At 69.9% G+C, this 25,979-nt stretch carries 21 protein-coding genes and 3 tRNA genes; 3 read left to right on the forward strand and 21 right to left on the reverse strand.

The window, feature by feature from the left end; genetic code table 11:
• Window positions 1-97: 97 nt before the first annotated feature.
• The 13 genes from ACFV18_RS25110 to ACFV18_RS25170 form a co-directional block, all read right to left on the reverse strand.
• Window positions 98-1,549 carry a WGR domain-containing protein gene (locus ACFV18_RS25110; protein ID WP_380486790.1) on the reverse strand — a complete coding sequence of 484 codons (1,452 nt, stop codon included), beginning with the start codon at window positions 1,547-1,549 and terminating at the stop codon, window positions 98-100.
• A gap of 107 nt (window positions 1,550-1,656) precedes the next feature.
• Window positions 1,657-2,328 carry a DUF4097 family beta strand repeat-containing protein gene (locus tag ACFV18_RS25115; RefSeq protein WP_380486791.1) on the reverse strand — a complete coding sequence of 224 codons (672 nt, stop codon included), beginning with the start codon at window positions 2,326-2,328 and terminating at the stop codon, window positions 1,657-1,659.
• A 342-nt stretch (window positions 2,329-2,670) separates the two neighbouring features.
• A complete protein-coding gene (locus ACFV18_RS25120) occupies window positions 2,671-6,564 on the reverse strand; it encodes a DNA-directed RNA polymerase subunit beta' (RefSeq protein ID WP_380486793.1) in 3,894 nt (1,297 codons plus the stop codon).
• A gap of 99 nt (window positions 6,565-6,663) precedes the next feature.
• Window positions 6,664-10,137, reverse strand: coding sequence for a DNA-directed RNA polymerase subunit beta (gene rpoB, locus ACFV18_RS25125; RefSeq protein ID WP_380486795.1), 3,474 nt, complete (start codon window positions 10,135-10,137; stop codon window positions 6,664-6,666).
• A gap of 546 nt (window positions 10,138-10,683) precedes the next feature.
• The gene (rplL, locus tag ACFV18_RS25130) at window positions 10,684-11,067 is read right to left on the reverse strand and encodes a 50S ribosomal protein L7/L12 (protein WP_380486796.1); all 384 of its coding nucleotides are present in this window, start codon (window positions 11,065-11,067) and stop codon (window positions 10,684-10,686) included.
• Between the two features lie 84 nt (window positions 11,068-11,151).
• Entirely contained in the window at window positions 11,152-11,706 is a 555-nt protein-coding gene (rplJ, locus tag ACFV18_RS25135; RefSeq protein ID WP_099899965.1) for a 50S ribosomal protein L10, read from the reverse strand.
• A 311-nt stretch (window positions 11,707-12,017) separates the two neighbouring features.
• Window positions 12,018-12,821, reverse strand: a complete 804-nt coding sequence (locus ACFV18_RS25140; RefSeq protein ID WP_380486798.1) for a hypothetical protein — start codon at window positions 12,819-12,821, stop codon at window positions 12,018-12,020.
• Window positions 12,822-12,913: 92 nt separating this feature from the next.
• Entirely contained in the window at window positions 12,914-13,795 is an 882-nt protein-coding gene (locus tag ACFV18_RS25145; protein WP_380486800.1) for a hypothetical protein, read from the reverse strand.
• Between the two features lie 155 nt (window positions 13,796-13,950).
• On the reverse strand, window positions 13,951-14,673 hold the full coding sequence (gene rplA / locus ACFV18_RS25150; RefSeq protein ID WP_380486802.1) for a 50S ribosomal protein L1: 723 nt from the start codon (window positions 14,671-14,673) through the stop codon (window positions 13,951-13,953).
• 77 nt (window positions 14,674-14,750) lie between these two features.
• Window positions 14,751-15,185, reverse strand: coding sequence for a 50S ribosomal protein L11 (gene rplK / locus ACFV18_RS25155; protein WP_030457453.1), 435 nt, complete (start codon window positions 15,183-15,185; stop codon window positions 14,751-14,753).
• A gap of 167 nt (window positions 15,186-15,352) precedes the next feature.
• On the reverse strand, window positions 15,353-16,234 hold the full coding sequence (gene nusG / locus ACFV18_RS25160) for a transcription termination/antitermination protein NusG (protein ID WP_380486803.1): 882 nt from the start codon (window positions 16,232-16,234) through the stop codon (window positions 15,353-15,355).
• Between the two features lie 178 nt (window positions 16,235-16,412).
• Window positions 16,413-16,772: a preprotein translocase subunit SecE gene (gene secE, locus ACFV18_RS25165; RefSeq protein WP_380486805.1), complete on the reverse strand. Its 360-nt coding sequence runs from the start codon at window positions 16,770-16,772 to the stop codon at window positions 16,413-16,415.
• A 142-nt stretch (window positions 16,773-16,914) separates the two neighbouring features.
• Window positions 16,915-16,987 (reverse strand) — tRNA-Trp (locus tag ACFV18_RS25170).
• Between the two features lie 281 nt (window positions 16,988-17,268).
• Here ACFV18_RS25170 and ACFV18_RS25175 point away from each other — a divergent pair.
• Together ACFV18_RS25175 and ACFV18_RS25180 are read left to right on the forward strand one after the other, a co-directional pair.
• The gene (locus ACFV18_RS25175) at window positions 17,269-18,507 is read left to right on the forward strand and encodes a pyridoxal phosphate-dependent aminotransferase (protein WP_380486807.1); all 1,239 of its coding nucleotides are present in this window, start codon (window positions 17,269-17,271) and stop codon (window positions 18,505-18,507) included.
• A gap of 96 nt (window positions 18,508-18,603) precedes the next feature.
• The gene (locus ACFV18_RS25180; RefSeq protein ID WP_380486809.1) at window positions 18,604-19,659 is read left to right on the forward strand and encodes an adenosine deaminase; all 1,056 of its coding nucleotides are present in this window, start codon (window positions 18,604-18,606) and stop codon (window positions 19,657-19,659) included.
• Between the two features lie 23 nt (window positions 19,660-19,682).
• Here ACFV18_RS25180 and ACFV18_RS25185 read toward each other — a convergent pair whose 3' ends face one another.
• From ACFV18_RS25185 to ACFV18_RS25220, 8 genes are all read right to left on the reverse strand, one after another.
• On the reverse strand, window positions 19,683-20,723 hold the full coding sequence (locus ACFV18_RS25185; protein ID WP_380486811.1) for a UDP-N-acetylmuramate dehydrogenase: 1,041 nt from the start codon (window positions 20,721-20,723) through the stop codon (window positions 19,683-19,685).
• 33 nt (window positions 20,724-20,756) lie between these two features.
• Window positions 20,757-22,127, reverse strand: a complete 1,371-nt coding sequence (locus tag ACFV18_RS25190) for an MFS transporter (protein WP_380486822.1) — start codon at window positions 22,125-22,127, stop codon at window positions 20,757-20,759.
• Between the two features lie 135 nt (window positions 22,128-22,262).
• Complete coding sequence (locus ACFV18_RS25195) at window positions 22,263-22,814, reverse strand: TetR/AcrR family transcriptional regulator (protein WP_380486824.1); 552 nt, start codon at window positions 22,812-22,814, stop codon at window positions 22,263-22,265.
• Between the two features lie 100 nt (window positions 22,815-22,914).
• Window positions 22,915-23,343: a MaoC family dehydratase gene (locus tag ACFV18_RS25200; RefSeq protein ID WP_380486813.1), complete on the reverse strand. Its 429-nt coding sequence runs from the start codon at window positions 23,341-23,343 to the stop codon at window positions 22,915-22,917.
• Window positions 23,340-23,801 carry a MaoC family dehydratase N-terminal domain-containing protein gene (locus ACFV18_RS25205; protein WP_380486814.1) on the reverse strand — a complete coding sequence of 154 codons (462 nt, stop codon included), beginning with the start codon at window positions 23,799-23,801 and terminating at the stop codon, window positions 23,340-23,342. The genes ACFV18_RS25200 and ACFV18_RS25205 overlap by 4 nt, the downstream gene beginning before the upstream one ends.
• Before the next feature lie 93 nt (window positions 23,802-23,894).
• Complete coding sequence (gene rpmG / locus ACFV18_RS25210; RefSeq protein WP_006604855.1) at window positions 23,895-24,059, reverse strand: 50S ribosomal protein L33; 165 nt, start codon at window positions 24,057-24,059, stop codon at window positions 23,895-23,897.
• A gap of 83 nt (window positions 24,060-24,142) precedes the next feature.
• Window positions 24,143-24,215: transfer RNA gene (locus ACFV18_RS25215), tRNA-Met, on the reverse strand.
• Window positions 24,216-24,257: 42 nt separating this feature from the next.
• A tRNA-Thr gene (locus ACFV18_RS25220) sits at window positions 24,258-24,330 on the reverse strand.
• 306 nt (window positions 24,331-24,636) lie between these two features.
• Between ACFV18_RS25220 and ACFV18_RS25225 the strand changes: the two genes are divergently transcribed.
• Window positions 24,637-25,890 (forward strand): hydrolase, encoded by a 1,254-nt coding sequence (locus ACFV18_RS25225; RefSeq protein WP_380486816.1) that lies wholly within the window; start codon window positions 24,637-24,639, stop codon window positions 25,888-25,890.
• Window positions 25,891-25,979 lie beyond the last annotated feature (89 nt).

Raw genomic sequence — 25,979 nt, forward strand, 5'->3', positions numbered from 1 at the left:
ATCGTCGGCGGCGGCCACCGTCCCTCTCCCCGCCCCCGGGAACGCCGAAGGGCGCCCCCGACCGGGAGCGCCCTGACGAGGCGTCAATGCCGGGGCGTCACAGCAGCCGCTTGATCTCTCCGCGCGCCCGGTAGAACCCGCCGGACGCGGACTCCCGCACCTCCGCCACCAGGTAGCGCGCCCCGGCGATGCGGACGTCCTTGGGGAACTGCACCCGCCAGGACGGGTCGAAGCCGGGCGAGACCACCCGCACCCGCAGCCGATTGCCGTCGGCGACGCACTCCACCTCGACGCCGCTGCCGGCCGCCGCGGTGACGCTGACGGTCTCCAGCACCGCGGACGACTCCACCCGGGTGAAGCCGCGGCCGGTGACCTCGGCGGTGGCCGGCAGGGTGCCCTGCTCGGCGGCCTGGACGGCGCCCGGCGAGGCGTCCAGGCAGGCCAGCGAGCCGTCGGTGGTGACCACGTACAGCCGTCCGTCGCGGTACTGCATGCTGTACGCGGAGCCGCAGCCGGTGCCGAGCTTCCACAGCCGGGTGCCGTCGGCGGCGAAGCAGTACACCGACGAGTGGTTGTCGCCGGCGAACACGTACTCGCCGTCCGGGGAAGCCGCGCAGGAGAACACCGCGGCGTCGCACTTGTACGCGGTGACCTCGGCGCCGTCGGACTTGCGCAGCCGGTGCACCCAGCCCTGCGAGGTGCCGGCGAACACCTCGTCCCGTTCCTGCCAGCCGAACAGCACCTGGCCCTTGGTGCGGGTGTGCCACTGCTGGTCGCCGCCGCGCTTCGCGTACCGGGTGACGCCCGCCGAGTAGCCGTGGTAGACGGAGTCGGCGTCGCAGCGCACCATCCAGCCGGCCGAGCCCTGGGCGCTGCGCCGCCACTGGAACTCGTCCTCGTGGTCGACGGTGGTCAGCCCGCCGCGCGCGTCGGCGACGCCTAGCACGCCGTCGTGGATGTCCAGCCAGTAGATGTCCACGTCCTGGGCGATCTCGTACGCCACCCGCGGCACCTTGCCGCCCAGGTCGTACACCTTGCCGTCGTCGCAGCCCGCGTAGATCCACCAGTCGTCGGCGACGATGCACTTGACGCCGTCGGGCAGGCCGAACCGGCCGGTGACCTCGCCGTCCCGGGTCAGCGTGTAGACGTCGCCGCTCTCGTTGCCGACCCAGGCGTGCTCCTCGCCGACGTACACCCCGAACGCGGGCGAGCCGGAGCGGAAGCGCCACAGCAGCGGCGCCTGGCGGGCGGTGGAGCGGGTCGAGGTGATCTGCCGGCGGGTCACCGCCCGGCGCTGGCGGACGCCCTGGACGGCCGGCGCGTAGCCCTTGCGGACCTTCTCGCCGATCTTCTTGGCGGCCGTGGCGGCGGCCTTCTCCGCGCTCGGGCAGAGCGTGGTCTTCGTCGTGCCCGGCTCGCCGATCCGTCCGTAGCGGATCGTCAACTCCGCGCCCTTGACGGTGACTTCGTAGAACTTGTGGGCACTTCCCTGGTCCTCGGAGAGTTCCAGGTAGGTCACCTGCGGGTCCGCGGAAACCGTGGCAGACATGGCCGACGCCCCTTTCGGGCACAGAGTTCGGGGGGTGCCGGCGGGGCCCTCGCCACCTGCCGACACGCCTCAATCTAGGCCCTGCCACCGACAGCCGCGGCAGCCGGTCAGCTGTTGTACACCTGCACACCGCCGCTGTCGGCGCGGGCGATCACGACGTGCGGCGCGCCGGGGGTCGAGGGCACCTTCACCTCGGTGCCGCCGCTGTTGGCGCGCGCGTCCACCTGGTACTGCTCCCCCGACGGCACCTTCACCTGCACGCCGCCGGACTCGGTGGACACCTCCGCCCGGGTCGGCGCCTCGGCGAACCGGGCCTCCACCCCGCCGGACTCCACGGACAGCTTCACGTTCTTGGACTTCAGGCCGAAGGCGTTGATCCCGCCGGAGGACACCTTGGCGTCCACGTCGCCCGCCACGTCGTGCAGCTGGATGCCGCCGCTGGTCTGGCTGAGCTTCAGCTTCGTGCCGGCCGGGACGTGCACCTCGTACCCGATCCCGCAGTTGTCGCAGGAGTACGTCAGCTTCAGCACCCCGTCCTTGAGCTCGTGGGTGCCCTGCGGCTCCTCGTCCCGCCAGGACCGCTTCTCCACCACCCGCACCGGCCCGTCGTCGACCCGGACGTCGATCCCCCCACTGGTCCCGTCGACCACCAGCTGATCGACCTGCCCGGGCACCTCGTACGACACCGTCTTGCGCTGCTGGTCGCCCCACGGCCCGCAGCCCACTGCCCCGACCACCAGCAGTCCCACGACCGCCGCCACCCCCATGATCCGCTTCACCGCGGCCTCCTTTCGACTTCCCCAAGTCTCCCCTCCCCCGGGGCCCCGGCGCCTCCCTCCACGGAGTGGTTCGACCGCCTCCGTCCCCAGGGGGATCCCCTAGGGCCTGTCCGGTCGATCTTGTCGGATCAGCGTGCGGCGTCGGGCGCCCGGCTGGGAGTGCCGGCGAACCGTCCTCGTACTGGGTGTACTTGGATGGTTTGCCGGTGCTTCCAGGCGGGATGATCCGGCGTCGCGCGCCCGGCAAGATCGGCCGGACAGGCCCTAGGTGAAACGCGGGCCGGAAACGCCGCAGGGCGGCCACCCCGAGTGGGGTGACCGCCCTGCGGATCAGCCGAAGGATCAGCCGGTGTACGGACCGTAGTCGTAGTCGTCCAGCGGGACGGCCTGACCGGAGCCCGCGCCGAACGGCGACAGGTCGTAGTCGTCGTAGCCGACGGCCGAGTACATCGCGGCCTTGGCCTCCTCGGTCGGCTCGACCCGGATGTTGCGGTAGCGGGGAAGACCCGTACCGGCCGGGATGAGCTTACCGAGGATGACGTTCTCCTTGAGGCCCAGCAGCGGGTCCGACTTGGCGTGGATCGCCGCGTCGGTGAGCACCCGGGTCGTCTCCTGGAAGGAGGCGGCCGACAGCCAGGACTCGGTGGCCAGCGAGGCCTTGGTGATACCCATCAGCTGCGGACGGCCGGAGGCGGGGTGACCGCCCTCGGACACCACGCGGCGGTTCTCCTGCTCGAAGCGGCCGCGCTCGACCAGCTCGCCCGGCAGCAGCTCGGCGTCGCCCGACTCGATGATCGTCACGCGGCGGAGCATCTGCCGGATGATGATCTCGATGTGCTTGTCGTGGATCGACACACCCTGCGAGTTGTAGACCTTCTGGACTTCGGCGACCAGGTGGATCTGGACGGCACGCTGGCCCATGATCCGCAGCACGTCGTGCGGGTTGGTGGCACCGACGGTCAGCTTCTGGCCGACCTCGACCGCCTCGCCCTCGCTGACCAGCAGCTTGACGCGCTTGGAGACCGGGTACGCGATCTCGTCCGTGCCGTCGTCCGGCGTGACGACGACCTTGCGGGTCTTCTCGGTGTCCTCGATCCGGACCCGGCCGGCCGCCTCGGAGATCGGGGCGACACCCTTCGGGGTACGGGCCTCGAAGAGCTCGACAACACGGGGCAGACCCTGGGTGATGTCGTCACCGGCCACACCACCGGTGTGGAAGGTACGCATGGTCAGCTGGGTACCGGGCTCACCGATGGACTGGGCGGCGATGATGCCGACCGCCTCACCGATGTCGACCAGCTTGCCGGTGGCCAGCGAACGGCCGTAGCAGAAGGCACAGGTGCCGACCGCCGACTCACAGGTCAGGATCGAGCGGACCTTGACCGCGCTGACGCCGTTCCGGATCAGCTCGTCCATCAGGACGTCGCCGAGGTCGGTGTTGGCGGTCGCGATCAGCTTGCCGTCGACAGTGATGTCCTCGGCGAGCATGCGGGCGTACACGCTGGTCTCGACGTCGTCGGCCTTGCGCAGCACACCGTCCGCGCCGACCTGGCCGATCTCCAGCTTGAGGCCGCGCTCGGTGCCGCAGTCCTCCTCGCGGATGATCACGTCCTGCGAGACGTCCACCAGACGACGGGTCAGGTAACCCGAGTCGGCGGTACGCAGCGCGGTGTCGGCCAGACCCTTACGGGCACCGTGGGTGGAGATGAAGTACTCCAGCACGGACAGGCCCTCACGGAACGAGGCCTTGATGGGACGCGCGATGGTCTCGTTCTTCGCGTTCGACACCAGACCACGCATACCGGCGATCTGACGCATCTGCATCATGTTTCCGCGCGCGCCCGAGTCGACCATCATGAAGATGGGGTTCGTCTTCGGGAAGTTCGCGGCCATCGCGTCGGCGACCTCGTTGGTCGCCCGGGTCCAGATGCCGACCAGCTCGGACTTGCGCTCGTTGTCGGTGATCAGACCGCGCTCGTACTGCTTCTGGACCTTCTCCGCCTGCGCCTCGTAGCCCTCCAGAATGGCGGGCTTGCTCGGCGGGACGATGACGTCCGAGATCGAGACGGTGACACCGGAACGGGTCGACCAGTGGAAGCCGGCCGCCTTCAGGTTGTCGAGCGTCGCGGCGACGACGACCTTCGGGTAGCGCTCGGCGAGGTCGTTGACGATCGCCGACAGCTGCTTCTTGCCGACCTCGTAGTCGACGAACGGGTAGTCCTCGGGCAGCAGCTCGTTGAAGAGCGCGCGGCCCAGGGTGGTGGAGATCCGGAACGGCTCGCCCTCGGTCCAGGTCGGCTGCCCGTCCTCGTCCACCGGCGCGACCCAGCCGCGCGGCGGCACGGTGCCGGCCGGCATGCGCAGGTCGATCGGGGCCTGGACGTCCAGCTCGCGGGCGTCGAAGGCCATGATCGCCTCGGCGGTCGAGGAGAAGGAACGGCCCTTGCCCTTGACCTCCTCGCGGTCCGAGGTGAGGAAGAACAGGCCCAGCACCATGTCCTGGGTCGGCATGGTGACGGGACGACCGTCGGCCGGCTTCAGGATGTTGTTCGAGGACAGCATCAGGATGCGGGCCTCGGCCTGCGCCTCCGCGGACAGCGGCAGGTGCACGGCCATCTGGTCACCGTCGAAGTCCGCGTTGAACGCGGTGCAGACGAGCGGGTGGATCTGGATGGCCTTGCCCTCGACCAGCTGCGGCTCGAAGGCCTGGATGCCGAGGCGGTGCAGGGTGGGCGCACGGTTCAGCAGCACCGGGTGCTCGGCGATGACCTCTTCGAGGACGTCCCACACCACGGGGCGGGCGCGCTCGACCATGCGCTTGGCCGACTTGATGTTCTGCGCGTGGTTCAGGTCGACCAGGCGCTTCATCACGAACGGCTTGAAGAGCTCCAGCGCCATGGCCTTCGGCAGACCGCACTGGTGCAGCTTGAGCTGCGGGCCGACGACGATGACCGAACGGGCCGAGTAGTCGACTCGCTTGCCGAGCAGGTTCTGACGGAAACGACCCTGCTTGCCCTTCAGCATGTCGCTGAGGGACTTCAGCGGGCGGTTGCCCGGGCCGGTGACCGGACGGCCACGACGGCCGTTGTCGAACAGCGCGTCGACGGCCTCCTGCAGCATGCGCTTCTCGTTGTTCACGATGATCTCGGGCGCGCCGAGGTCGAGAAGCCGCTTCAGGCGGTTGTTGCGGTTGATGACGCGGCGGTACAGGTCGTTCAGGTCGGAGGTGGCGAAGCGGCCACCGTCGAGCTGGACCATCGGACGCAGGTCCGGCGGGATCACCGGGACGCAGTCCAGCACCATGCCCTTGGGCTTGTTGCTGGTCTGCAGGAAGGCGGAGACGACCTTGAGGCGCTTGAGCGCACGGGTCTTCTTCTGGCCCTTGCCGGTGCGGATGATCTCGCGGAGGCGCTCGGCCTCCTCGCCCAGGTCGAAGGACTCCAGGCGGTCCTTGAGGGCCGCCGCGCCCATCGAGCCGGAGAAGTAGGTGCCGAAGCGGTCGCGCAGCTCGCGGTAGAGCAGCTCGTCGCCCTCGAGGTCCTGGACCTTGAGGTTCTTGAAGCGGGCCCACACCTCGTCCAGGCGGTCGATCTCGCGCTGGGTGCGGTCGCGGAGCTGCTTCATCTCGCGCTCGGCGCCCTCGCGCACCTTGCGGCGGACGTCGGCCTTGGCGCCCTCGGCCTCCAGCTCGGCCAGGTCGGACTCGGCCTTCTTGGCCCGGGCCTCGAGGTCGGCGTCGCGGCGGTTCTCGATCTGCTGACGCTCGACCGAGACGTGCGCCTCCAGGGAGGGGAGGTCGCGCTGACGGCGCTCGTCGTCCACCCAGGTGATCATGTAGGCGGCGAAGTAGATGACCTTCTCGAGGTCCTTCGGCGCAAGGTCGAGCAGGTAGCCCAGGCGGGACGGGACACCCTTGAAGTACCAGATGTGGGTGACCGGGGCGGCCAGCTCGATGTGGCCCATCCGCTCACGGCGCACCTTGGCGCGGGTCACCTCGACGCCGCAGCGCTCGCAGATGATGCCCTTGAAGCGGACGCGCTTGTACTTACCGCAGTAGCACTCCCAGTCCCGGGTGGGACCGAAGATCTTCTCGCAGAAAAGGCCGTCCTTTTCCGGCTTCAGCGTGCGGTAGTTGATGGTCTCCGGCTTCTTCACCTCGCCGTGCGACCACTGGCGGATGTCGTCGGCGGTGGCCAGTCCGATGCGGAGCTCGTCGAAGAAGTTGACGTCAAGCACTGGTCGTCAAGCCCTCTTTCGTGATTCGAGAGTCTGTCTGTTGGTCTGAGGGGGGCCTGGGGGCGGGCCGACCGGGGTCACCGGCCGGCCCGACCTCCGTCAGACCTCTTCGACGCTGCTCGGCTCGCGCCGGGACAGGTCAATGCCGAGCTCCTCGGCGGCGCGGAACACGTCCTCGTCGCTGTCGCGCATCTCGATGGACTGGCCGTCCGAGGACAGCACCTCCACGTTGAGGCAGAGCGACTGCATTTCCTTGATGAGGACCTTGAAGGACTCGGGAATGCCGGGCTCGGGGATGTTCTCGCCCTTGACGATGGCCTCGTAGACCTTCACTCGGCCGAGGACGTCGTCGGACTTGATGGTGAGCAGCTCCTGCAGCGCGTACGCGGCGCCGTATGCCTCAAGGGCCCACACCTCCATCTCACCGAAGCGCTGACCACCGAACTGCGCCTTACCACCGAGCGGCTGCTGGGTGATCATCGAGTACGGACCGGTCGAACGGGCGTGCAGCTTGTCGTCGACCAGGTGGTGCAGCTTGAGGATGTACATGTAGCCGACCGAGACCGGCATCGGGAACGGCTCGCCGGAGCGGCCGTCGAACAGCCGGGCCTTGCCGGTGGAGTTCACCAGGCGCTCACCGTCACGGGTGAGGGTGGTGTTGTCCAGCAGGCCGGTGATCTCGTCCTCGCGGGCGCCGTCGAACACCGGGGTGGCGAGGTTGGTGCCGCCCTCGACGGTGTCCGCGCCGATCGCCTGCAGACGCTTGGCCCACTCGTCGGCGAGGCCGGAGACGTCCCAGCCCTGCTTGGCGAGCCAGCCGAGGTGGATCTCCAGGACCTGTCCCGGGTTCATTCGGGACGGAACACCCAGCGGGTTCAGGATGATGTCGACCGGGGTGCCGTCCTCCAGGAACGGCATGTCCTCGACCGGCAGGATCTTGGAGATAACACCCTTGTTGCCGTGACGGCCGGCCAGCTTGTCACCGTTGGTGATCTTGCGCTTCTGGGCGACGTAGACGCGGACCAGCTGGTTCACGCCGGGGGGAAGCTCGTCGCCCTCCTCGCGGTCGAAGACGCGGACGCCGATGACCTTGCCGGACTCACCGTGCGGCACCTTCAGCGAGGTGTCGCGGACCTCACGGGCCTTCTCACCGAAGATCGCGCGGAGCAGGCGCTCCTCCGGGGTCAGCTCGGTCTCACCCTTCGGGGTGACCTTGCCGACCAGGATGTCGCCGGTGACGACGTCGGCGCCGATCCGGATGATGCCGCGCTCGTCGAGGTCGGCGAGGACCTCCTCGGAGACGTTCGGGATGTCCCGGGTGATCTCCTCGGGGCCCAGCTTGGTGTCACGGGCGTCGACCTCGTGCTCCTCGATGTGGATCGAGGAGAGGACGTCGTCCTGGACGAGGCGCTGCGACAGGATGATCGCGTCCTCGTAGTTGTGGCCCTCCCACGACATGAACGCCACGAGGAGGTTCTTGCCGAGGGCCATCTCGCCCTCGTCGGTGCACGGGCCGTCGGCCAGCACCTGGCCGGCCTCCACCCGGGCGCCCTCGTCCACGAGCACCTTCTGGTTGAAGGCGGTGCCCTGGTTGGAGCGGGTGAACTTGGCGGCGCGGTAGGTGTTGTACGTGCCGTCGTCGTTGGCCACGGTGACGTAGTCGGCCGAGACCTCCTGCACCACACCGGCCTTGTCGGCGGTGATGACGTCCGCGGCGTCGACGGCGCAGCGGTACTCCATGCCGGTGCCGACCAGCGGCGCCTCGCTGCGCAGCAGCGGGACGGCCTGGCGCATCATGTTCGAGCCCATCAGCGCGCGGTTGGCGTCGTCGTGCTCGAGGAAGGGGATCATGGCGGTCGCGACCGACACCATCTGGCGCGGCGAGACGTCCATGTAGTCGATCTCGGTGCCGGGGATGTAGTCGATCTCGCCGCCACGGCGGCGGACCAGGACACGCGGCTCGGCGAAGGTCAGCTCCGCGGTCAGCGGGGCGTTGGCCTGCGCGATGACGTAGCGGTCCTCCTCGTCGGCGGTCAGGTAGTCCACGGCCTCGGTGACGACACCGTCGACGACCTTGCGGTACGGGGTCTCGATGAAACCGAACGCGTTGACCCGGCCGTACGAGGCCAGCGAGCCGATCAGACCGATGTTCGGGCCTTCGGGGGTCTCGATCGGACACATGCGGCCGTAGTGCGAGGGGTGCACGTCACGGACCTCGAAGCCGGCCCGCTCACGGGACAGACCACCGGGGCCGAGCGCGGACAGACGACGCTTGTGGGTCAGGCCCGACAGCGGGTTCGTCTGGTCCATGAACTGCGACAGCTGGCTGGTGCCGAAGAACTCCTTGATGGAGGCGACGACCGGCCGGATGTTGATCAGGGTCTGCGGCGTGATCGCCTCGACGTCCTGGGTGGTCATGCGCTCGCGGACCACGCGCTCCATGCGGGCGAGGCCGGTGCGGACCTGGTTCTGGATCAGCTCGCCGACGTTGCGCAGGCGACGGTTGCCGAAGTGGTCGATGTCGTCGACCTCGATGACAATGTCGCGGCCCTCGTCATCACGCCACTCGGTCTCGCCGGCGTGCAGCTTGACCAGGTACTTGATGGTGTTGATGATGTCGGGCTCGGTGAGCACACCGGAGTCCAGCGACTCGGCGTTGCCGAGCTTGCGGTTCACCTTGTAGCGGCCGACCTTCGCCAGGTCGTAGCGCTTCGGGTTGAAGTACAGGTTCTCCAGCAGCGTCTGCGCGGCCTCACGCGTGGGCGGCTCGCCCGGGCGCAGCTTGCGGTAGATGTCGAGCAGCGCGTCGTCCTGGCCCTGGGTGTGGTCCTTCTCCAGGGTGGCGCGCATCGACTCGTACTCGCCGAACTCCTCGAGAATCATCTCGCTGGTCCAGCCGAGGGCCTTCAGCAGCACGGTGACCGACTGCTTGCGCTTGCGGTCGATGCGGACACCGACCATGTCGCGCTTGTCGATCTCCATCTCCAGCCAGGCACCGCGGGAGGGGATGATCTTCGCGGAGAAGATGTCCTTGTCGGACACCTTGTCCAGGGTGGAGTCGAAGTAGACACCGGGGGAACGCACCAGCTGGGACACGACGACACGCTCGGTGCCGTTGATGATGAACGTGCCCTTGTTGGTCATGAGCGGGAAGTCGCCCATGAACACGGTCTGGGACTTGATCTCACCGGTCTCGTTGTTGGTGAACTCCGCGGTGACGAAGAGCGGGGCCGCGAAGGTGAAGTCGCGGTCCTTGCACTCGTCGATGGAGTTCTTCGGCGGCTCGAAACGGTGGTCCCGGAAGGTCAGGGACATCGACCCGCTGAAGTCCTCGATCGGGGAGATCTCCTCGAAGATCTCCTCCAGACCGGACTTGGTGGGGACGTCCTGACCGCTCTCCAGGGCTGCCTCGACCCGGGACTTCCAGGCCGCATTGCCGAGCAGCCAGTCAAAGCTCTCGGTCTGCAGGGCGAGGAGGTTGGGGACCTCGAGGGGCTCCTTGATCTTCGCGAACGAGACGCGGAGCGGGGCGGTGGATGCGGAATTGTTCGAGGCGTTGCGCGGCGCGGCCAAGAGGGGGGTCCTTCCGAGGGCTCGGAGCTCACTACGCGCATACCGTCCGGGCCTTGGCCGAGGCGGAAAACCCCAGGTCAGGACAGGGGCCACTCCGGGCGACGAGTCACGGAGCAGCTAACAGGCAGCGCAAAGGGACAGTGTAGCCAATGGCGACACTGCTAGCAAGCCCTGATTCGGAGACCGAATCGGACGCTCCTCCCGTACAACCGACAACCCGGGCAGTGATCCCTCACCGGCCGGGCCGTCGCACCCACTCCTGCGTCACCGGGAACCTTCCCAGTGCCGCCGCCGAATATGCATCGGAGGCGGTTCCGCTTGGGCACGCGCCTTGAGAATCGCGCGCCGCGTGCAGTTCGTCAAGGCCCCCACCAGGGTGCGGACCTCGCAGTGCCCATCGTCGCAGCCGCTCCCGGCGTTACACACGGCCCGTGACGGGGTCGCGACGACAGCGATCACCCTACCCCCGGGGACCGACAGGATCCGAGTCCACCATCGGCCGAACGAAGCCCGGCCGGAAGAGCACCTCTCAGAGAGAGGAGAAAGTCACTTGACGGTGACCTTGGCGCCAGCGCCCTCGAGCTGAGCCTTCGCCTTCTCGGCGACGTCCTTGGCAACCTTCTCCAGGACCTTGGCACCAGCGGTGTCAACGAGGTCCTTGGCCTCCTTCAGGCCGAGGGAGGTCAGGGCGCGCACCTCCTTGATGACCTGGATCTTCTTGTCGCCGGCACCGTCGAGGATGACGTCGAACTCGTCCTGCTCCTCAACAGCCTCAGCGGCAGCGCCCGGAGCGGCAACGCCGGCAACGGCGACCGGGGCGGCGGCGGTGACGTCGAACTTGTCCTCGAAGGCCTTGACGAACTCGGAGAGCTCGATCAGGGTCATGTCCTCGAACTGCGCGAGCAGGTCCTCGGTGCTGAGCTTCGCCATGATTGGCGTCCTTCCACTAATTCGGCAGGTGCCGGATGTACGGGTTGGCGGGCGTGCTTACGGGCCCGCTGGGACAGGGAGTGGTTACTCCGCGTCCTCGGCGGGAGCCGGAGTACCGGCACCGCCCTGCTCGACCTTCTCGCGCAGCGCTTCCACGGTGCGAACGAGCTTGGACGGGAGCGCCTGGAAGACCGCGGCAGCCTGGGACGGCTTGGCCTTCATCGCACCCGCCAGCTTGGCGAGCAGCACCTCGCGGGACTCGAGGTCCGCGAGCTTCTTGATCTCATCGGCGGTCAGCGCCTTACCGTCAAGGACACCGCCCTTGATGATGAGAGCAGGGTTCTCCTTGGCGAAGTCACGCAGAGCCTTCGCCGACTCCACCGGGTCACCGGTGACGAAGGCGACAGCCGTCGGACCGGCGAACAGGTCGTCCAGCTCGGAGATCCCGGCCTCGTTGGCCGCGATCTTGGTCAGCGTGTTCTTCACCACGGCGTAATCGGCGTTGCCGGTGAGCGAGCGACGCAGCGTCTTCAGCTGCTTCACCGTGAGACCGCGGTACTCGGTCAGAACGGCGGCGCTGGAAGCACGGAACTTGTCCGTGATCTCGGCGACGTCGGCAGCCTTGTCGGGCCTGGCCATAGGCTTACGCCTCCTTCCGTGATGTCGAAGTCGGGCCGACCTTCGAGAAGTCGACCATTCAACGCCGCGGACCCCGGGAAGCGAAAAAGCCCCGGCGCGCAGGCGCACGGGGCTTGCCACGACCTCGACGAACCGTGAACGGCTCGGAGATCTTGATCTGCTCCACAACCTGCGCGGGCGACCCGCACGAGGCGGATCCTTCGGCACCGACCACCCTCACGGGCAAACGGCAACAACCAGCGGTCTTTGGCTCGGCCAGCTTAACGAAGCGAAGTAAACATGTGCAAATTGCTTCGGTTTCGCGCGCCCGCCTACGGGAACAGCGGCGGGCTCGCGCCGGACTCCGGAGCGATGTCCGCCTCGGCGGGGCCCTGCACCGAGATCGCGGAGCTGCCGTACTCGCTGTAGCCGATGGTGTCCACCTCGGCGGCGGCGCGGCGGAGCTGGATCAGCTGGTCGTGGTCGTTGAGCCACAGGTCGAGCACCACCTCGCCGGGGCCGAGCGCGGTCTCCAGGGCCTGGCGCCGGACCTGGTCCAGCTGGGTCTGCGCGGCGGCGTACTGGGCGGCGGTCAGGGTGACCCGGTAGTGCTGGACGGTGGTGTCCAGCAGCTTCTCCTCGCCGAGCAGCACCGGAGTGTCGGCGGCGGCCGCGGCGGTGGTGGCGACCACCGGACTGATCCGGTCGATCAGCGCGGAGTAGGGGCAGCGGGTGCCACCCGAGTACTTCTCCCAGTGCGGGCCGCCGAGCCGGGCGGCGGTCTGCGGGTCGCCGCCCACGTAGGCGGAGGTGTCCAGCACCATCAGCCGCCGGGCGTCCCCGTCGCCCCGGTACTGCAGCACCGTCTTCGGTGCCCAGAACAGCGCGCCCTTGGCCCGCTCCTCCCCCAGGGTGGCCCGGAACTCGCCGCGCCGGGCCTCGCGCAGCGCCAGCTGGGCGGAGAGCAGCACCCCGTGCGGGGAGCGGTCGGTGGGCGTGGCCTGGGCGCTGGTCTGGGACGGGGTGGCGGGCCGCGCGGAGCTGTCGCCGTGGCCGGAGCCGCTGCAGCCGCTCGCCGCGGCCAGCAGCAGGGCACCCGCCAGCAGGGCCGCGGTCGTCCGCGCGCGTGCCGCCATCGGTCCCTCCTTCCGGCCGTCCGTTCCGCTCCCCCACCTTGTCACGCGTCCCCTCCGGCCCGGCAGCGACCCCGGGCCGGACGGGACCGGGATCACTGCTTCAGCAGATCGGTCAGCGAGAAGACCTCGGAGTCGGCCGGGGCCTTGGCCGGCTGGACGCTGCCGAGATCGCTGTAGACGACCTTGGCGAAGCCGGTCAGGCCGCTGCTGGACTGCTGGACGAGCTCATTCTTGGCGTTGATCCAGAACTCGGTGGTGATCGTCGAGCCCTTCTTCTTCAGCTCGTCCAGCACCTGGGTCTTCAGCTCCGGCGCCAGCTGCATCTTCTCGACCAGGGTCTCCACCGGGACCTCGCTGCGGTAGTGCCTGGTGAACTGGCCCGCCACCGTCTCGGTGCCGGACTGGATCGCGGTCGGCGCGGCGACGGCCAGCTGCACGGCCGGGTCCATCAGCTCCATGGTGGAGGCGAAGCCGCCGGCGTCACTGCCGCCCGGCGCGCCCTGGGCGGCGGCCTTCGGGTCGATCTTCATCCAGCTCTTGCCGCCGGCCAGCTCGGCCATGTCGGCACCGGCCCCGACGTACATCACGTCACCGATGAAGAGGACCTTGGTGTCCTCGCCGTCGCTCTTGGTGGTGAGCAGGAAGGTCTTCGGCGCCTTCCAGACGAACTCGCCGGTGCCTTCGGTCTTGCCGCTGACAGTCAACTTGGCGCTGCCGGCCTTCTCCATCACCGCGGCCGAGGCGAGCATCGTCTCCTTGGCGCCGAGCAGCGCGCCACCCTGGCCGCCGCTGCCGCTGCCCGCGCCGTCCCCGCCCTGGCTGCCCGCGCCCTGGCTGGCCGAGGCGCCGCCGGAGGCGGCGGTCGAACCCGGCTTGGCGTCGGCGGTGCTGCTGCTGCCCGATCCGGAGCTGCCACAGGCGGTCAGCAGACCTGCGGCCAGGCAGGCCACGGCAACGGTACGCAGTGCGCGCACGAGAGTCCCCCTCTTATCCGATTCTCATGTCAAAAGGCCATCGGACTCTATCCGATGGCCTCCGGGCGCGCGGCACAGTCGAAAACGGCACCGGGCCCGCACCCCAGGAGGGGTGCGGGCCCGGTGAGTTGACCGCGTGGGGAACTGACCTGGGGTCAGACCGCCGCCGGGTCCTCCTCGACGAGGAGGTTACGGGTGCGGTTCGGGTCCACCTGGATGCCGGGGCCCATGGTGGTGGCGAAGGCGATCTTCTTGATGTAGCGGCCCTTGGCGGCGGACGGCTTGGCCCGGAGGACCTCGTCCAGCGCCGCGGCGTAGTTCTCGACCAGCTGCTCGTCCGAGAACGAGGTCTTGCCGATGATCAGGTGCAGGTTCGAGTGCTTGTCGACGCGGAACTCGATCTTGCCGCCCTTGATCTCGTTGACGGCCTTGGCGACGTCCGGGGTCACGGTGCCGGTCTTCGGGTTCGGCATCAGGCCACGGGGACCGAGCACGCGGCCCAGGCGGCCGACCTTGCCCATCAGGTCCGGGGTGGCGACGACGGCGTCGAAGTCCAGACGACCCTTGGCCACCTCGTCGATCAGCTCGTCCGAGCCGACGATGTCGGCACCCGCGGCACGCGCGGCCTCGGCACGCTCACCGTTCGCGAAGACCAGGACCCGGGCGGTCTTACCGGTGCCGTGCGGGAGGATGACGGTGCTGCGGACCATCTGGTCGGCCTTGCGCGGGTCGACACCCAGGCGCATGGCAACCTCGACGGTGCCGTCGAACTTGGTGGTGGAGGTCGCCTTGGCGAGGCGGACGGCCTCGAGCGGGGCGTAGATCCGGGTGCGGTCGACCTGGGCGTCCGCGGCCTTGAGGGCCTTGCTGCGCTTCACTGCTGCTCCTAGTAACTAATGGAGTTCGTGGTAGTCACGGGCCGCGCCGGCCCTACCACGGTGGACGTACGGGCTGATCAGCCCTCGACGGTGATGCCCATCGACCGGGCGGTGCCGGCGATGATCTTCTCCGCGGCGTCCAGGTCGTTGGCGTTCAGGTCGGGCATCTTGGTGGTGGCGATCTCGCGCACCTGGGCCGAGGTCAGCTTGGCGACCTTGGTCTTGTGCGGCTCCTTGGAGCCCTTGTCGATGCCCGCGGCCTTCAGGATGAGGCGCGCAGCCGGCGGGGTCTTCGTGACGAAGGTGAAGGAACGGTCGTCGTAGACCGTGATCTCCACCGGCACGATCATGCCGCGCTGCGACTCGGTGGCCGCGTTGTACGCCTTGCAGAATTCCATGATGTTGACGCCGTGCTGACCCAGCGCGGGGCCGACCGGCGGCGCCGGGTTGGCCGCACCGGCGTTGATCTGGAGCTTGATAAGCCCCGTGACCTTCTTCTTCTTGGGAGGCATGTCTCTCCGGGTCCTTCCGAGAGGTGATTGCTGATGTGCCCGACCCCCGGGGCGAAACCCGGCCGCCAGGACACACATCGGACCAGGCTAACCGCTGATGCGGCGCTGGACCAAAACGGTGCCGGGGCGGAGGCTCTCGCCCCGCCCCGGCACCGGTGACCTGTGGGTCAGTTCTTCTGGATCTGGTCGAAGGAGAGCTCCACCGGGGTCTCCCGGCCGAAGATCTCCACCAGGCCCTTGACCTTCTTCGAGTCGGGGTTGATCTCGTTGATGGTCGCCTGCAGGGTGGCGAACGGACCGTCGGTGACGGTGACCGAGTCGCCGACCTCGAAGTCCAGCACCTGAACCTCGACCGGGCGCACCGGCGAAGCCTTGCCGGCTTCCTTGGCGGCGGCGCGCTCCACGTCGGGGGCGAGCATCTTGACGACCTCGTCCAGGGTCAGCGGGTACGGGTCGTAGGCGTTGCCGACGAAGCCGGTGACACCGGGGGTGTTGCGCACGACGCCCCAGGACTCGGGGGTGAGGTCCATGCGCACCAGCACGTAGCCGGGGAGCTTGTTCTGCCGGATGGTCTTGCGGTCGCCGTTCTTGATCTGGACGACCTCCTCCTGCGGAACCTGGGACTCGAAGATGTAGTCCTCGACGTTCAGCGAGACGGAGCGCTGCTCCAGGTTCTGCTTCACCCGGTTCTCGTAGCCGGCGTAGGTGTGGATGACGTACCACTCGCCCGGGGCGCGGCGCAGCTGCTCGCGGAACTCGGCGACGGGGTCGGACTCGACCTCTTCGACGACGAGGGCCTCTTCGTCGGCGGCCTCTTCCTCGGCGGCGGCCTCGTCGTCCACCTCGTGCACGGCCTCGACCTCGGCCGGCTCGCCCGCTTCGGCGTCGGCGGCCTCGACCTCGTCCTCGTCGCCGTCCACGCCGGCTGCACCCTCAACGGTCGCCTCGGCAGCGGACTCGGCTTCGGCAGCCTCGGCCGCGTCCAGCTCGGCGGCGACATCCGCCTCGCGGACGGTCTCGTCGGCGTCGTACAGGGGGGACTCAGACACGGTCGCTGCTTCTTTCCTGGTTGTGGAACGGATACCTCAACAGTACCGACTCAACGGTAGTCGCCCGCGGCCGTTCGCGCCGACAGCTCGACCCGGGCCGAGGGATTCGGCCCGGGTCGGGGTGGTGTGTCGGTGCGGAATCCGCGGGGATCCCGGTTTCGGTCGGCCTGATCGGGTGTCAGCCGAAGAGCCAGAAGGCTCCCTTGGCGAAGACCCAGTCGAGACCGGCGACCAGCAGCATCAGCACGATCACGAAGGTCACCACGACGGTGGTGTACTGGATCAGCTGGCTACGGGTGGGCCAGACGACCTTGCGCAGCTCGGCGATGATCTGGCGGTAGAAGATGCCCATCCGTGCGAACAGGCCCTTCTTGGCCCGCTTGCCGGACTTCTTGCCACCCTCGCCACCGCCGGCCTTGTTGGCACGCCGGCGGTCGCGCCGCGACAGCTTGCCGTCCGTGGTGGTCTCGTCCGCCGCGTCGGCCCCCTCGGGGTTGCCGCTCTCAGGCGTTGCGGTGGAGCCCGTGGTCTCCGTCACTCGTCCTCACCTGAATCCGGGTCCTGCGGAGCTTCCGTGCCTGGTGCACGGGCGATCCGGCGAAAGCAGTGCTGGGCGGGGCCTTCTCCGCATCAAGCCCGCTCGCTCCTCGGAGCGAACGGGCTTGGCACGAGTCGAGCTGCAGGGCACGAGGGACTCGAACCCCCAACCGCCGGTTTTGGAGACCGGTGCTCTACCAATTGAGCTAGTGCCCTTCGGAACCCTGCGGCTCCGTCGTGGCCCCCAACCTACCGTATCCACCCGGCCGTGTGGTGTACCCGGCCGAAGGATCCGCACTTGGGAGCCGTCGAGCAGTGAGTGTACGGGTTCTTCGCCGATTGGTCGAACCTCATTCACCGCAATCCGCGCGGCGGGGTCACCCGGCCGGCCTCGCGGCGTCACCCGATCGGCGGCAGCGTACGGATGTTGGAACGCGCCGGTACGCATGGTGGAACCGCGATGCCCGGCGCCCGTGCGGTCTGGGACCATGCAAGACATGAGCGCACCCACCCCCGAGAACGTCTCCCCCGCGAACCGCCGGGTCTCCGCCCGGGTCGGCGCCATCGCCGAGTCGGCCACCCTCGCGGTCGATGCCAAGGCCAAGGCCCTCAAGGCGGCCGGCCGTCCGGTGATCGGCTTCGGCGCCGGCGAGCCCGACTTCCCGACCCCCGGCTACATCGTGGACGCGGCCGTCGCCGCCTGCCAGGACCCGGCCAACCACCGCTACACCCCGGCCGCCGGCCTGCCGGAGCTGAAGGCCGCGATCGCCGCCAAGACGCTGCGCGACTCCGGCTACCAGGTGGACGCCTCGCAGGTGCTGGTGACCAACGGCGGCAAGCAGGCGATCTACAACGCCTTCGCCGCGATCCTCGACCCGGGCGACGAGGTGATCATCCCGGCCCCGTACTGGACCACCTACCCGGAGGCCGTGAAGCTGGCCGGCGGCACCCCGGTCGAGGTGGTCGCGGACGAGACCACCGGCTACAAGGTCTCGGTGGCGCAGCTGGAGGCCGCCCGCACCGCGAACACCAAGGTGGTGCTGTTCGTCTCGCCGTCCAACCCGACCGGCGCGGTGTACACCGAGGCCGAGGCCGAAGCGATCGGCCGCTGGGCGCTGGAGCACGGCCTGTGGGTGCTCACCGACGAGATCTACGAGCACCTGGTGTACGGCGACGCGAAGTTCACCTCGCTGCCGGCCCTGCTGCCCGAGCTGGCCGACAAGTGCATCGTGGTCAACGGTGTGGCGAAGACCTACGCGATGACCGGCTGGCGGGTGGGCTGGCTGATCGCCCCGAAGGACGTGGTGGCCGCCGCCACCAACCTGCAGTCGCACGCCACCTCCAACGTCTCCAACGTGGCGCAGCGCGCCGCGCTGGCGGCCGTGGCCGGCGACCTGTCCGCGGTGGACGAGATGAAGACCGCCTTCGACCGCCGCCGCCGCACCATCGTGGCGATGCTGAACGAGATCGAGGGCGTGTACTGCCCCGAGCCCGAGGGCGCGTTCTACGCCTACCCGTCGGTCAAGTCGCTGCTGGGCAAGGAGATCCGCGGCAAGCGCCCGCAGACCTCCGCCGAGCTGGCCACGCTGATCCTGGAGGAGGCCGAGGTCGCGGTCGTCCCCGGCGAGGCCTTCGGCACCCCGGGCTACCTGCGGCTGTCCTACGCGCTGGGCGACGCCGACCTGGTCGAGGGTGTCAGCCGGATGCAGAAGCTGCTGGCCGAGGCCCGCGCCTGATTTCACCCGGGCCGCCGCCGCCCCTCGCACTCACCCCTTCGGGCGACGTGCGGGGGGCGGTTCCTGTTTCGGCGGGTTATGCGGCAGGATCGGTGAATGGATCGCCTGCGTGATGTCCGGAGCCTCCCGAAGGCCCATCTCCACCTGCACTTCACCGGTTCGATGCGCCCCACGACGCTGCTCGAACTCGCCGACAAGCACCGCATCCGGCTGCCCGAGGCGCTCAGTTCGGGCCATCCGCCGAAACTGCGGGCGACCGACGAACGCGGCTGGTTCCGGTTCCAGCGCCTGTACGACACCGCGCGCTCCTGCCTGCGCGACGAGTCCGACATCCGCCGGCTGGTCCGGGAGACCGCCGAGGACGAGCGCGCCGACGGCTCCCGCTGGCTGGAGATCCAGGTCGACCCGACCTCGTACGCTCCGCTGCTGGGCGGGCTCACCCCCACCCTGGAGCTGATCCTGGACGCCGTCCGGGAGGCCTCCGAGGCCACCGGGGTGGGCATCCGGGTGCTGGTCGCGGCGAACCGGATGAAATCGCCGATGGACGCCCGCACGCTGGCCCGCCTCGCCGTCCGCCACGCCGACCAGGGCGTCATCGGCTTCGGCCTGTCGAACGACGAACGGCGGGGCCTGGCACGGGACTTCGACCGGGCGTTCGCGATCGCCCGGAGCGGCGGGCTGCTGGCCGCGCCGCACGGCGGGGAGCTGGCCGGGCCGGGTTCGGTCCGGGACTGCCTGGACGACCTGGGCGCCGGGCGGATCGGCCACGGCGTGCGGGCCGCCGAGGACCCGCGGCTGCTGCAGCGGCTCGCCGACCGGCAGATCACCTGCGAGGTCTGCCCGGCCTCGAACGTCGCGCTCGGCGTCTACGAGCGGCCCGAGGACGTCCCGCTGCGCACCCTGTTCGAGGCCGGGGTGCCGCTGGCGCTGGGCGCCGACGACCCGCTGCTGTTCGGCTCCCGGCTGGCCGACCAGTACGCCCTGGCCCGCGAGTCGCACGAGTTCACCGACGCCGAACTGGCCGAGCTGGCCCGGCAGTCGATCCGGTCCTCGCGGGCGCCCGAGCACATCGCCAAGGAACTGCTGGCGGACATCGACGCCTGGCTGGTCGAGGAACCCGCCCTCGCCGAGCCGGTTCCGGTTTCGCTCTAGGGTCTGCCCCGGCAGGACAGACCCTAAAGGCTGACGCCGACCATCACCGGCTCGTTGACCAGGTCCACCCCGAAGGCCGCCCGCACGCCGTCCCGCACCTCGCGGGCCAACGCGAGCAGGTCCTCGGTGGTGGCCGAGCCGCGGTTGGTGAGGGCCAGGGTGTGCTTGGTGGAGAGGGTGGCGGGGCCGGTGCCGTGGCCCTTGCGGAAGCCCGCGTTGTCGATCAGCCAGGCCGCCGAGGTCTTGGTGCGGCCCTCGCCGGCCGGGTAGCTGGGGGCCCGCAGCTCGCCCAACCGGGCGGTGAAGTCGGCGAATTGCGCGTCCGTCAGGATCGGGTTGGTGAAGAAGGAACCCGCCGACCAGGTGTCGTGGTCGGCGGGGTCGAGCACCATGCCCTTGCCGGCGCGCAGTCGCAGCACCTCGGCGTGCGCCTCGGCGAGCTTCACCCGCTGGTTCGCCTCGACGCCGAGCGAGCGGGCCACCTCCGCGTATTTCACCGGGGAGGACAGCCCGCCCTCGTCGGCGAGCCGGAAGCGGACCCGCAGCACCACGTACCGGTCCGGGTCGGCCTTGAACCGGCTGTGCCGGTAGGAGAAGCCGCAGTCGGCGCCCGCCAGCGTCACCGTCTCGTCGAGCAGGCGGTCGTAGACGACCACCTCGGTGATGGTCTCGGCGACCTCCTGGCCGTACGCGCCGACGTTCTGCACCGGGGTCGCGCCCGCGGAGCCCGGGATGCCGGCCAGGAACTCGATGCCGGCCAGGCCCGCGTCGACGGTGCGGGCCACCGCGTCCGACCAGACCTCGCCGGCCGCGAGTTCCAGCAGCGTGCCGTCCAGCGTGAAGCCGGTGGTGGCGATCCGCAGGACGGTGCCGGGGAAGCCGGCGTCGGAGATCACCAGGTTGGAGCCGCCGCCGATCACCAGCAGCGGCTCCCCCGCCCGGTCGGCCGCGCGGACCGCGGCGACCACCTCGGCGTCCGTCCCGGCCGTCACCAGCCGGCGGGCGGGGCCGCCGAGGCGCAGCGTCGTCAGCGGGGCCAGCGGTGCGTCCATCTGCTCAATCACCGCCCCAGCGTAACCGCCCGCCGTGCGAGGGGGTCAGGACCGGCCTGCGGGGGCGGCGGCCAGCGGCGCGCGGTGGTCGGCGGCGGCCCGCAGGCCGTGCCAGCGCGGGACGAAGGCCGCGGCCACCGATCCGGCGGCGACCACGGCGGCGCCGACCAGCAGCGCGGGGACGACTCCGTCGGTGAAGGCGGCGGCGCTGCCGTAGCCGCCCCGCGCGGAGAACACGGCGGACAGCACGGCCACCCCGAGCGCCCCGCCGACCTCGCGCATCGCGTTGTTGGCGCCGGAGGCGATGCCCTGCTCGGCGGGGCGGACGCTCGCCATCACCAGGCTGGCGGTGGGCGCGAAGTACAGCGACATGCCGATGCCGCAGACCACCAGGACCGGGACCTGCTGCCCGTACCCGGCGGAGTGGTCGATCAGCAGCGCGTACCCGGCCAGGCCGAGGGCCTGCAGGGCGAGGCCGGTGACGACCAGCGGACGGGCGCCGATCCGGTCGATGAGAAGTCCGGCGAGCGGGGAGATCAGCAGCGGCATCCCGGTCCACGGGAGCATCCGCAGGCCGGCCTGTTCGGGGGTGTAGCCGCCGACGCCCTGGAAGTACTGGCTGATCAGGAAGATCGAGCCGAACATGCCGAGGTACATCAGCAGGCTCGCCGCGTTCACGGCGCTGAACGCCCGGCCGCGGAACAGTCGCATCGGCAGCATCGGCCGCTGCGCCCAGCGCAGTTCGTACCCGACGAAGGCGAGCAGCAGCAGGGCGCCGGCGATCAGCGAGGTGAGGACGAGCGGGTCGGTCCAGCCGTCGGGGTTGCCGCGGACCAGGCCGAGGACGATGCCGAACAGGCCGGCGCTGACCAGCACGGTGCCGGGGACGTCCAGCCGGGGGTTCTCGCCGTGGCTCTCGGCCAGCTTGGCGCGGGCGATCGGCAGCAGGGCCAGGCCGACGGGGACGTTCACCCAGAAGATCCACTGCCAGGAGAAGTGCTCGGTGAGGCTGCCGCCGATCAGCGGCCCGACGGAGACGGCGAGCCCGCTGACGGCGGACCAGATGCCGAGTGCCGCACCTCGCTTGGCGGCGGGCACCGCGGCGGCCAGCAGGGTGAGGGTGAGCGGCATGGCCACCGCCGCGCCGGCGCCCTGGACGGCGCGGGCGGCGATCAGGGTGCCGATGGTCGGGGCGAGCGCGGCGCCGGCCGAGCCGAGGGTGAAGACGGCCAGCCCGATCACGAACATCCGGCGGCGGCCGAACCGGTCGCCGAGTGCGGCGCCGAGCATCAGCAGGACGGCGAAGGTCAGGGTGTAGGCGCTGACCGTCCATTCCAGGTCGGCGAGGCCGCCGCCCAGGTCGGCGCGGATGGCGGGCAGGGCGGTGGTGACCACCAGGTTGTCGAGTCCGGCCATGAAACTGGCGGCGCTGACGACCACCAAGGTCCAGACGGCTTGCCTGTTCACGATGGATTTCCCCCAAAGGTTGTGATTGATCAATAACTTTCGTGGGCCGAAAAAGGGCGCGCCGCCACCCGGGCGGAGCGCGCCTCAGCGATCCTCGGTCTTCTCGCTGCAGTCCTCGAACCCGGACCAGATCCGGTGGCCCATCGGATACCCCAGCCCGACCAGGGTGTTGATCAGCATGCCGTAGGCCATGAACCGGGTGGCCTCCTTCTGGTCGCCGCCGAGCCGCTCGCGGATCCACTCGAACAGTCGCAGCCACGCCGCCCGGGCCGTGTCGCCGACCTGCTCCTCGCCGGCCGACTCCGCCGCGAACACCGAGACGTACATCTGCATCTGCATCATGAGCTGCTCGCGGTCCTCGACCAGGCGCATGTACGCACGCGACATCGCGTCCTGCGCCGCCTCCCCCGTAAGCCCCTCCGACGCGCGGTCGAAGACCCGCCAGGTCTCCTCGACGCAGTACTCGCAGGCCGCCTCGAAGATCGCCTGCTTGTTGGGGAAGAGCCGGAACAGGTACGGCTGCGAGACGCCCACCCGGCGGGCGATCGCCTCGGTGGAGGTGCCCCGGTAGCCACCCCGGGCGAACTCCACCACGGCCGCCCGCACGACGCTCTCGCGCCGCTCCTCGGCGGACATCCTGATGCTGTTCTTGGCCATGGCCTCAGATTAGTGAGTGACCAATAACTTCGGCAAGTACCCGTGGCCCCCGGGCGCCCCAGCACCCGGGGGGTCGGCCTCAGCCCAGCCGGACCACGGCCCGGGCCATGCCCAGGACCTTCTGGCCCTCGCTGGTCGCCACCAGGTCCACCCGCACCCGGTTGTCGTCCAGCAGCACGGCGACCTTGCCGGTGACCTCGATGACCGCGCCCACGCCGTCGTTCGGGACGATCACCGGCTTGGTGAAGCGGACGCCGTACTCGACCACCGCGGCCGGGTCGCCGACCCAGTCGGTGACCACCCGGACGGCCTCGGCCATGGTGAACATGCCGTGCGCGATCACGTCGGGCAGGCCGACCTCGTGGGCGAACTTCTCGTTCCAGTGGATCGGGTTGAAGTCCCCCGACGCCCCCGCGTACTGCACCAGCGTGGCCCGGGTCACCGGGAACGACTGGGCCGGCAGCTCGGTGCCGACCTGAACCTCGTCAAAGCGGACCGCCACGGTCACTCCTCCCCGGCTTCGTCGGCGGCGCGGGCCACCAGCGTCATGATCGACGTCACCACGTGCTCGCCGCTGGCGTCGTACACCTCACCGCGGACCGTCAGCACGTCGTTGCCGGCCAGCGACTTGATCGCGTCGATGGAGATCGTCACCGAGAGCCGGTCACCGGCCCGGGCCGGGCGGGAGTAGACGAACTTCTGGTCGCCGTGCACCACCCGGCTGTAGTCCAGGCCCAGCTCCGGGTCGTTCACCACCTGCGCCGCCGCCTGGAAGGACAGCATGAACGGGAAGGTCGGCGGAGCGACCACGTCCGGGTGGCCGAGCGACTTGGCCGCCTCGGCGTCGGTGTACGCCGGGTTCGCGTCGCCGATCGCGGCGGCGAACTCGCGGATCTTCTCCCGGCCGACCTCGTACGGCGCGGTGGGCGGGTAGGTCCGCCCGATGAACGAGGGGTCGAGCGGCATGGGCAACTCCTCCGGTGGTCCGTCAGGTCCGTGATGCAGAAATGACTCCAGGCCGCGCCCCGTAGTGGGGTGCGGCCTGGAGTCGAGGCAAAGTCAGCGGGTCTCGCGGTGCGCCGTGTGCGAGTTGCAACGCGGGCAGTGCTTCTTCATCTCAAGACGGTCCGGGTCGTTGCGCCGGTTCTTCTTGGTGATGTAGTTCCGCTCCTTGCACTCCACGCAGGCCAGCGTGATCTTCGGGCGGACGTCGGTGGCAGCCACGGGAGTGCCTTCCTGGGACAACGAATAAGAACACAGACAAGAGTAGCCGATCGGGAGTTGTACCCCCGATCGACTACGCGGGGTAGCGGTGACCGGACTTGAACCGGTGACACAGCGATTATGAGCCGCTTGCTCTACCAACTGAGCTACACCGCTTTGATGAACGGAACCCCACCGAAGCGAGGAGCCTTTCACCAGAGCCCCCATGCGGAATCGAACCGCAGACCTTCTCCTTACCATGGAGACGCTCTACCGACTGAGCTATAGGGGCGAACGAGGAAGAGATTACACGGTTCCGGGCCAGAGGTGAAATCCGTATCCGCGCCCGATCTCCGCAGGTCGAAGGGGCCGCACTGACGGCCCGTCACCCGACACCCGTTCGACCACCCACGCAACCGGAACCGGCCCTCCGCGACCGCCCCCTCCCACGACACGGGCGGCGGCCCGCATCCGAGCGTCCCGGCCGGGCGCGGCCTAGGCTCGACCGTCAGTGACCTCTCGCGGGTGCGCCGCAGACCGGCCCCGCAACCGGGCCCCCGGGCCGCCGGGCGGTCAACGGGACTGGAGGAACGGGCCGATGAGCGAACGCAGCGAGGGCGCCCAGCCGCCACCGGCCGCCAACCCGCTCGGACACGGGCCGGTACTGCTGCTCACCGGGGCCCGGCTGCTCGACGGCCGGGTGGTGGACGTCCGGATCAGCGGGGACCGGATCCAGGCCGTCGGCACCGTCGGCAGCCTCGGACCGCTGCCCGCGATGCCCGGCCGGCCCACCGTCACCACCGGCGCCCGCATCGACCTCTCCGGCTACCTGCTGCTGCCCGCCCCCGCCGAACCGCACAGCCACTACGACAACGCGTTCTCCGCCGCCCTGCCCACCCCTCCCCCGGACGGGCCCACCGACCTGGTCCGCCGGGTCACCGAAGCCGCACTCACCTCGCTCGGCTACGGGGCCACCGCCCAGCGCACCCACGTCCGGATCGGCGACGTGCACGGGCTCGGGCGGCTGGAGGCCGTCCTGACCGCCCGGCAGTCCCTGCGCGGACTCGCCGAACTCCAAGCCGTCGCCATGCCCCGGCTGCTCACCGGCCTGGCCGGCGCGGACGGCCGGGCCCAACTGCGCGAGGCGCTCAAACTCGGCGCGGACGCGGCCGGCGGCTGCCCCGACCTCGACCCCGACCCGATCGGCTACGTCCAGGTCCTGCTGTCCGCCGCCACCGAGGCCGACTGCCCCGTCGACCTGCACACCGACGCCGCCGACCGGACCCAGCTCGCCCGACTGGTCGCCGCGCTGGCCCCACACCGGCCGCGGGTCACCCTCGGCCCGTGCAGCGCACTGCCGCCCGGCGGCTCCACCGTGCTCGCCAACTCCGGGATGCGCGTCGCCTGCCTCCCGCAGAACGGCGGCTGCACCGGCCTCGAAAGCCCACCCACCGGCCTGCACCCCTCCCTGGTACGCGAGTTGGCACACGCCCGGGTCGCCCTCACGGCCGGCTCGGGCAGCCTGCGAGACACCGCCAACCCGGTCGGCCGGGCCGACCCGCTCGAAACCGCCCGACTCCTCGCCGCCGGCGGCGCGCTCTCCCCCGAAGCCGCGTACGACGCCGTCTCCACCCAGGCCCGCGCCACCCTCGGCCTGCCCCCCGTCCGGGTCGACGCCGGCTTCCCCGCCGAACTCCTCGCCGTCCGCGGCGACAGCCTGGTCGGCGCCTTCGCCGGCGGCCACTCCCGCCTGGTCGTCCACTGCGGCCGGGTGGTCTCCCGCACCAGCGCCGTCCGCGAGTTCGCCGACACCGTGGCCCTGGCCCTGCCCCGCCAGAGCCACCCGGGCTAGGTGTATTGACCACAAGCGTTGTTGACGGTGCAGGGCTTGATCAAAGTGAAGACCTCCGGTGTGGTGGAGGTGTCTAGGCTCCACACCAC

The sequence above is a fragment of the Kitasatospora sp. NPDC059673 genome, from assembly GCF_042734215.1.
GTDB lineage: Bacteria > Actinomycetota > Actinomycetes > Streptomycetales > Streptomycetaceae > Kitasatospora.

Excerpts from the sequence above, each read along its gene's own strand:
- rplK (WP_030457453.1), bottom strand. The coding sequence starts at position 15,185 with ATGCCTCCCAAGAAGAAGAAGGTCACGGGGCTTATCAAGCTCCAGATC.
- rplL (WP_380486796.1), bottom strand. The coding sequence starts at position 11,067 with ATGGCGAAGCTCAGCACCGAGGACCTGCTCGCGCAGTTCGAGGACATG.
- ACFV18_RS25140 (WP_380486798.1), bottom strand. The coding sequence starts at position 12,821 with ATGGCGGCACGCGCGCGGACGACCGCGGCCCTGCTGGCGGGTGCCCTG.
- ACFV18_RS25205 (WP_380486814.1), bottom strand. The coding sequence starts at position 23,801 with ATGCCGCTCGACCCCTCGTTCATCGGGCGGACCTACCCGCCCACCGCG.
- ACFV18_RS25195 (WP_380486824.1), bottom strand. The coding sequence starts at position 22,814 with ATGTCCGCCGAGGAGCGGCGCGAGAGCGTCGTGCGGGCGGCCGTGGTG.
- ACFV18_RS25225 (WP_380486816.1), top strand. The coding sequence starts at position 24,637 with ATGAGCGAACGCAGCGAGGGCGCCCAGCCGCCACCGGCCGCCAACCCG.
- rplJ (WP_099899965.1), bottom strand. The coding sequence starts at position 11,706 with ATGGCCAGGCCCGACAAGGCTGCCGACGTCGCCGAGATCACGGACAAG.
- ACFV18_RS25175 (WP_380486807.1), top strand. The coding sequence starts at position 17,269 with ATGAGCGCACCCACCCCCGAGAACGTCTCCCCCGCGAACCGCCGGGTC.
- ACFV18_RS25180 (WP_380486809.1), top strand. The coding sequence starts at position 18,604 with ATGGATCGCCTGCGTGATGTCCGGAGCCTCCCGAAGGCCCATCTCCAC.
- ACFV18_RS25110 (WP_380486790.1), bottom strand. The coding sequence starts at position 1,549 with ATGTCTGCCACGGTTTCCGCGGACCCGCAGGTGACCTACCTGGAACTC.
- ACFV18_RS25190 (WP_380486822.1), bottom strand. The coding sequence starts at position 22,127 with ATGGCCGGACTCGACAACCTGGTGGTCACCACCGCCCTGCCCGCCATC.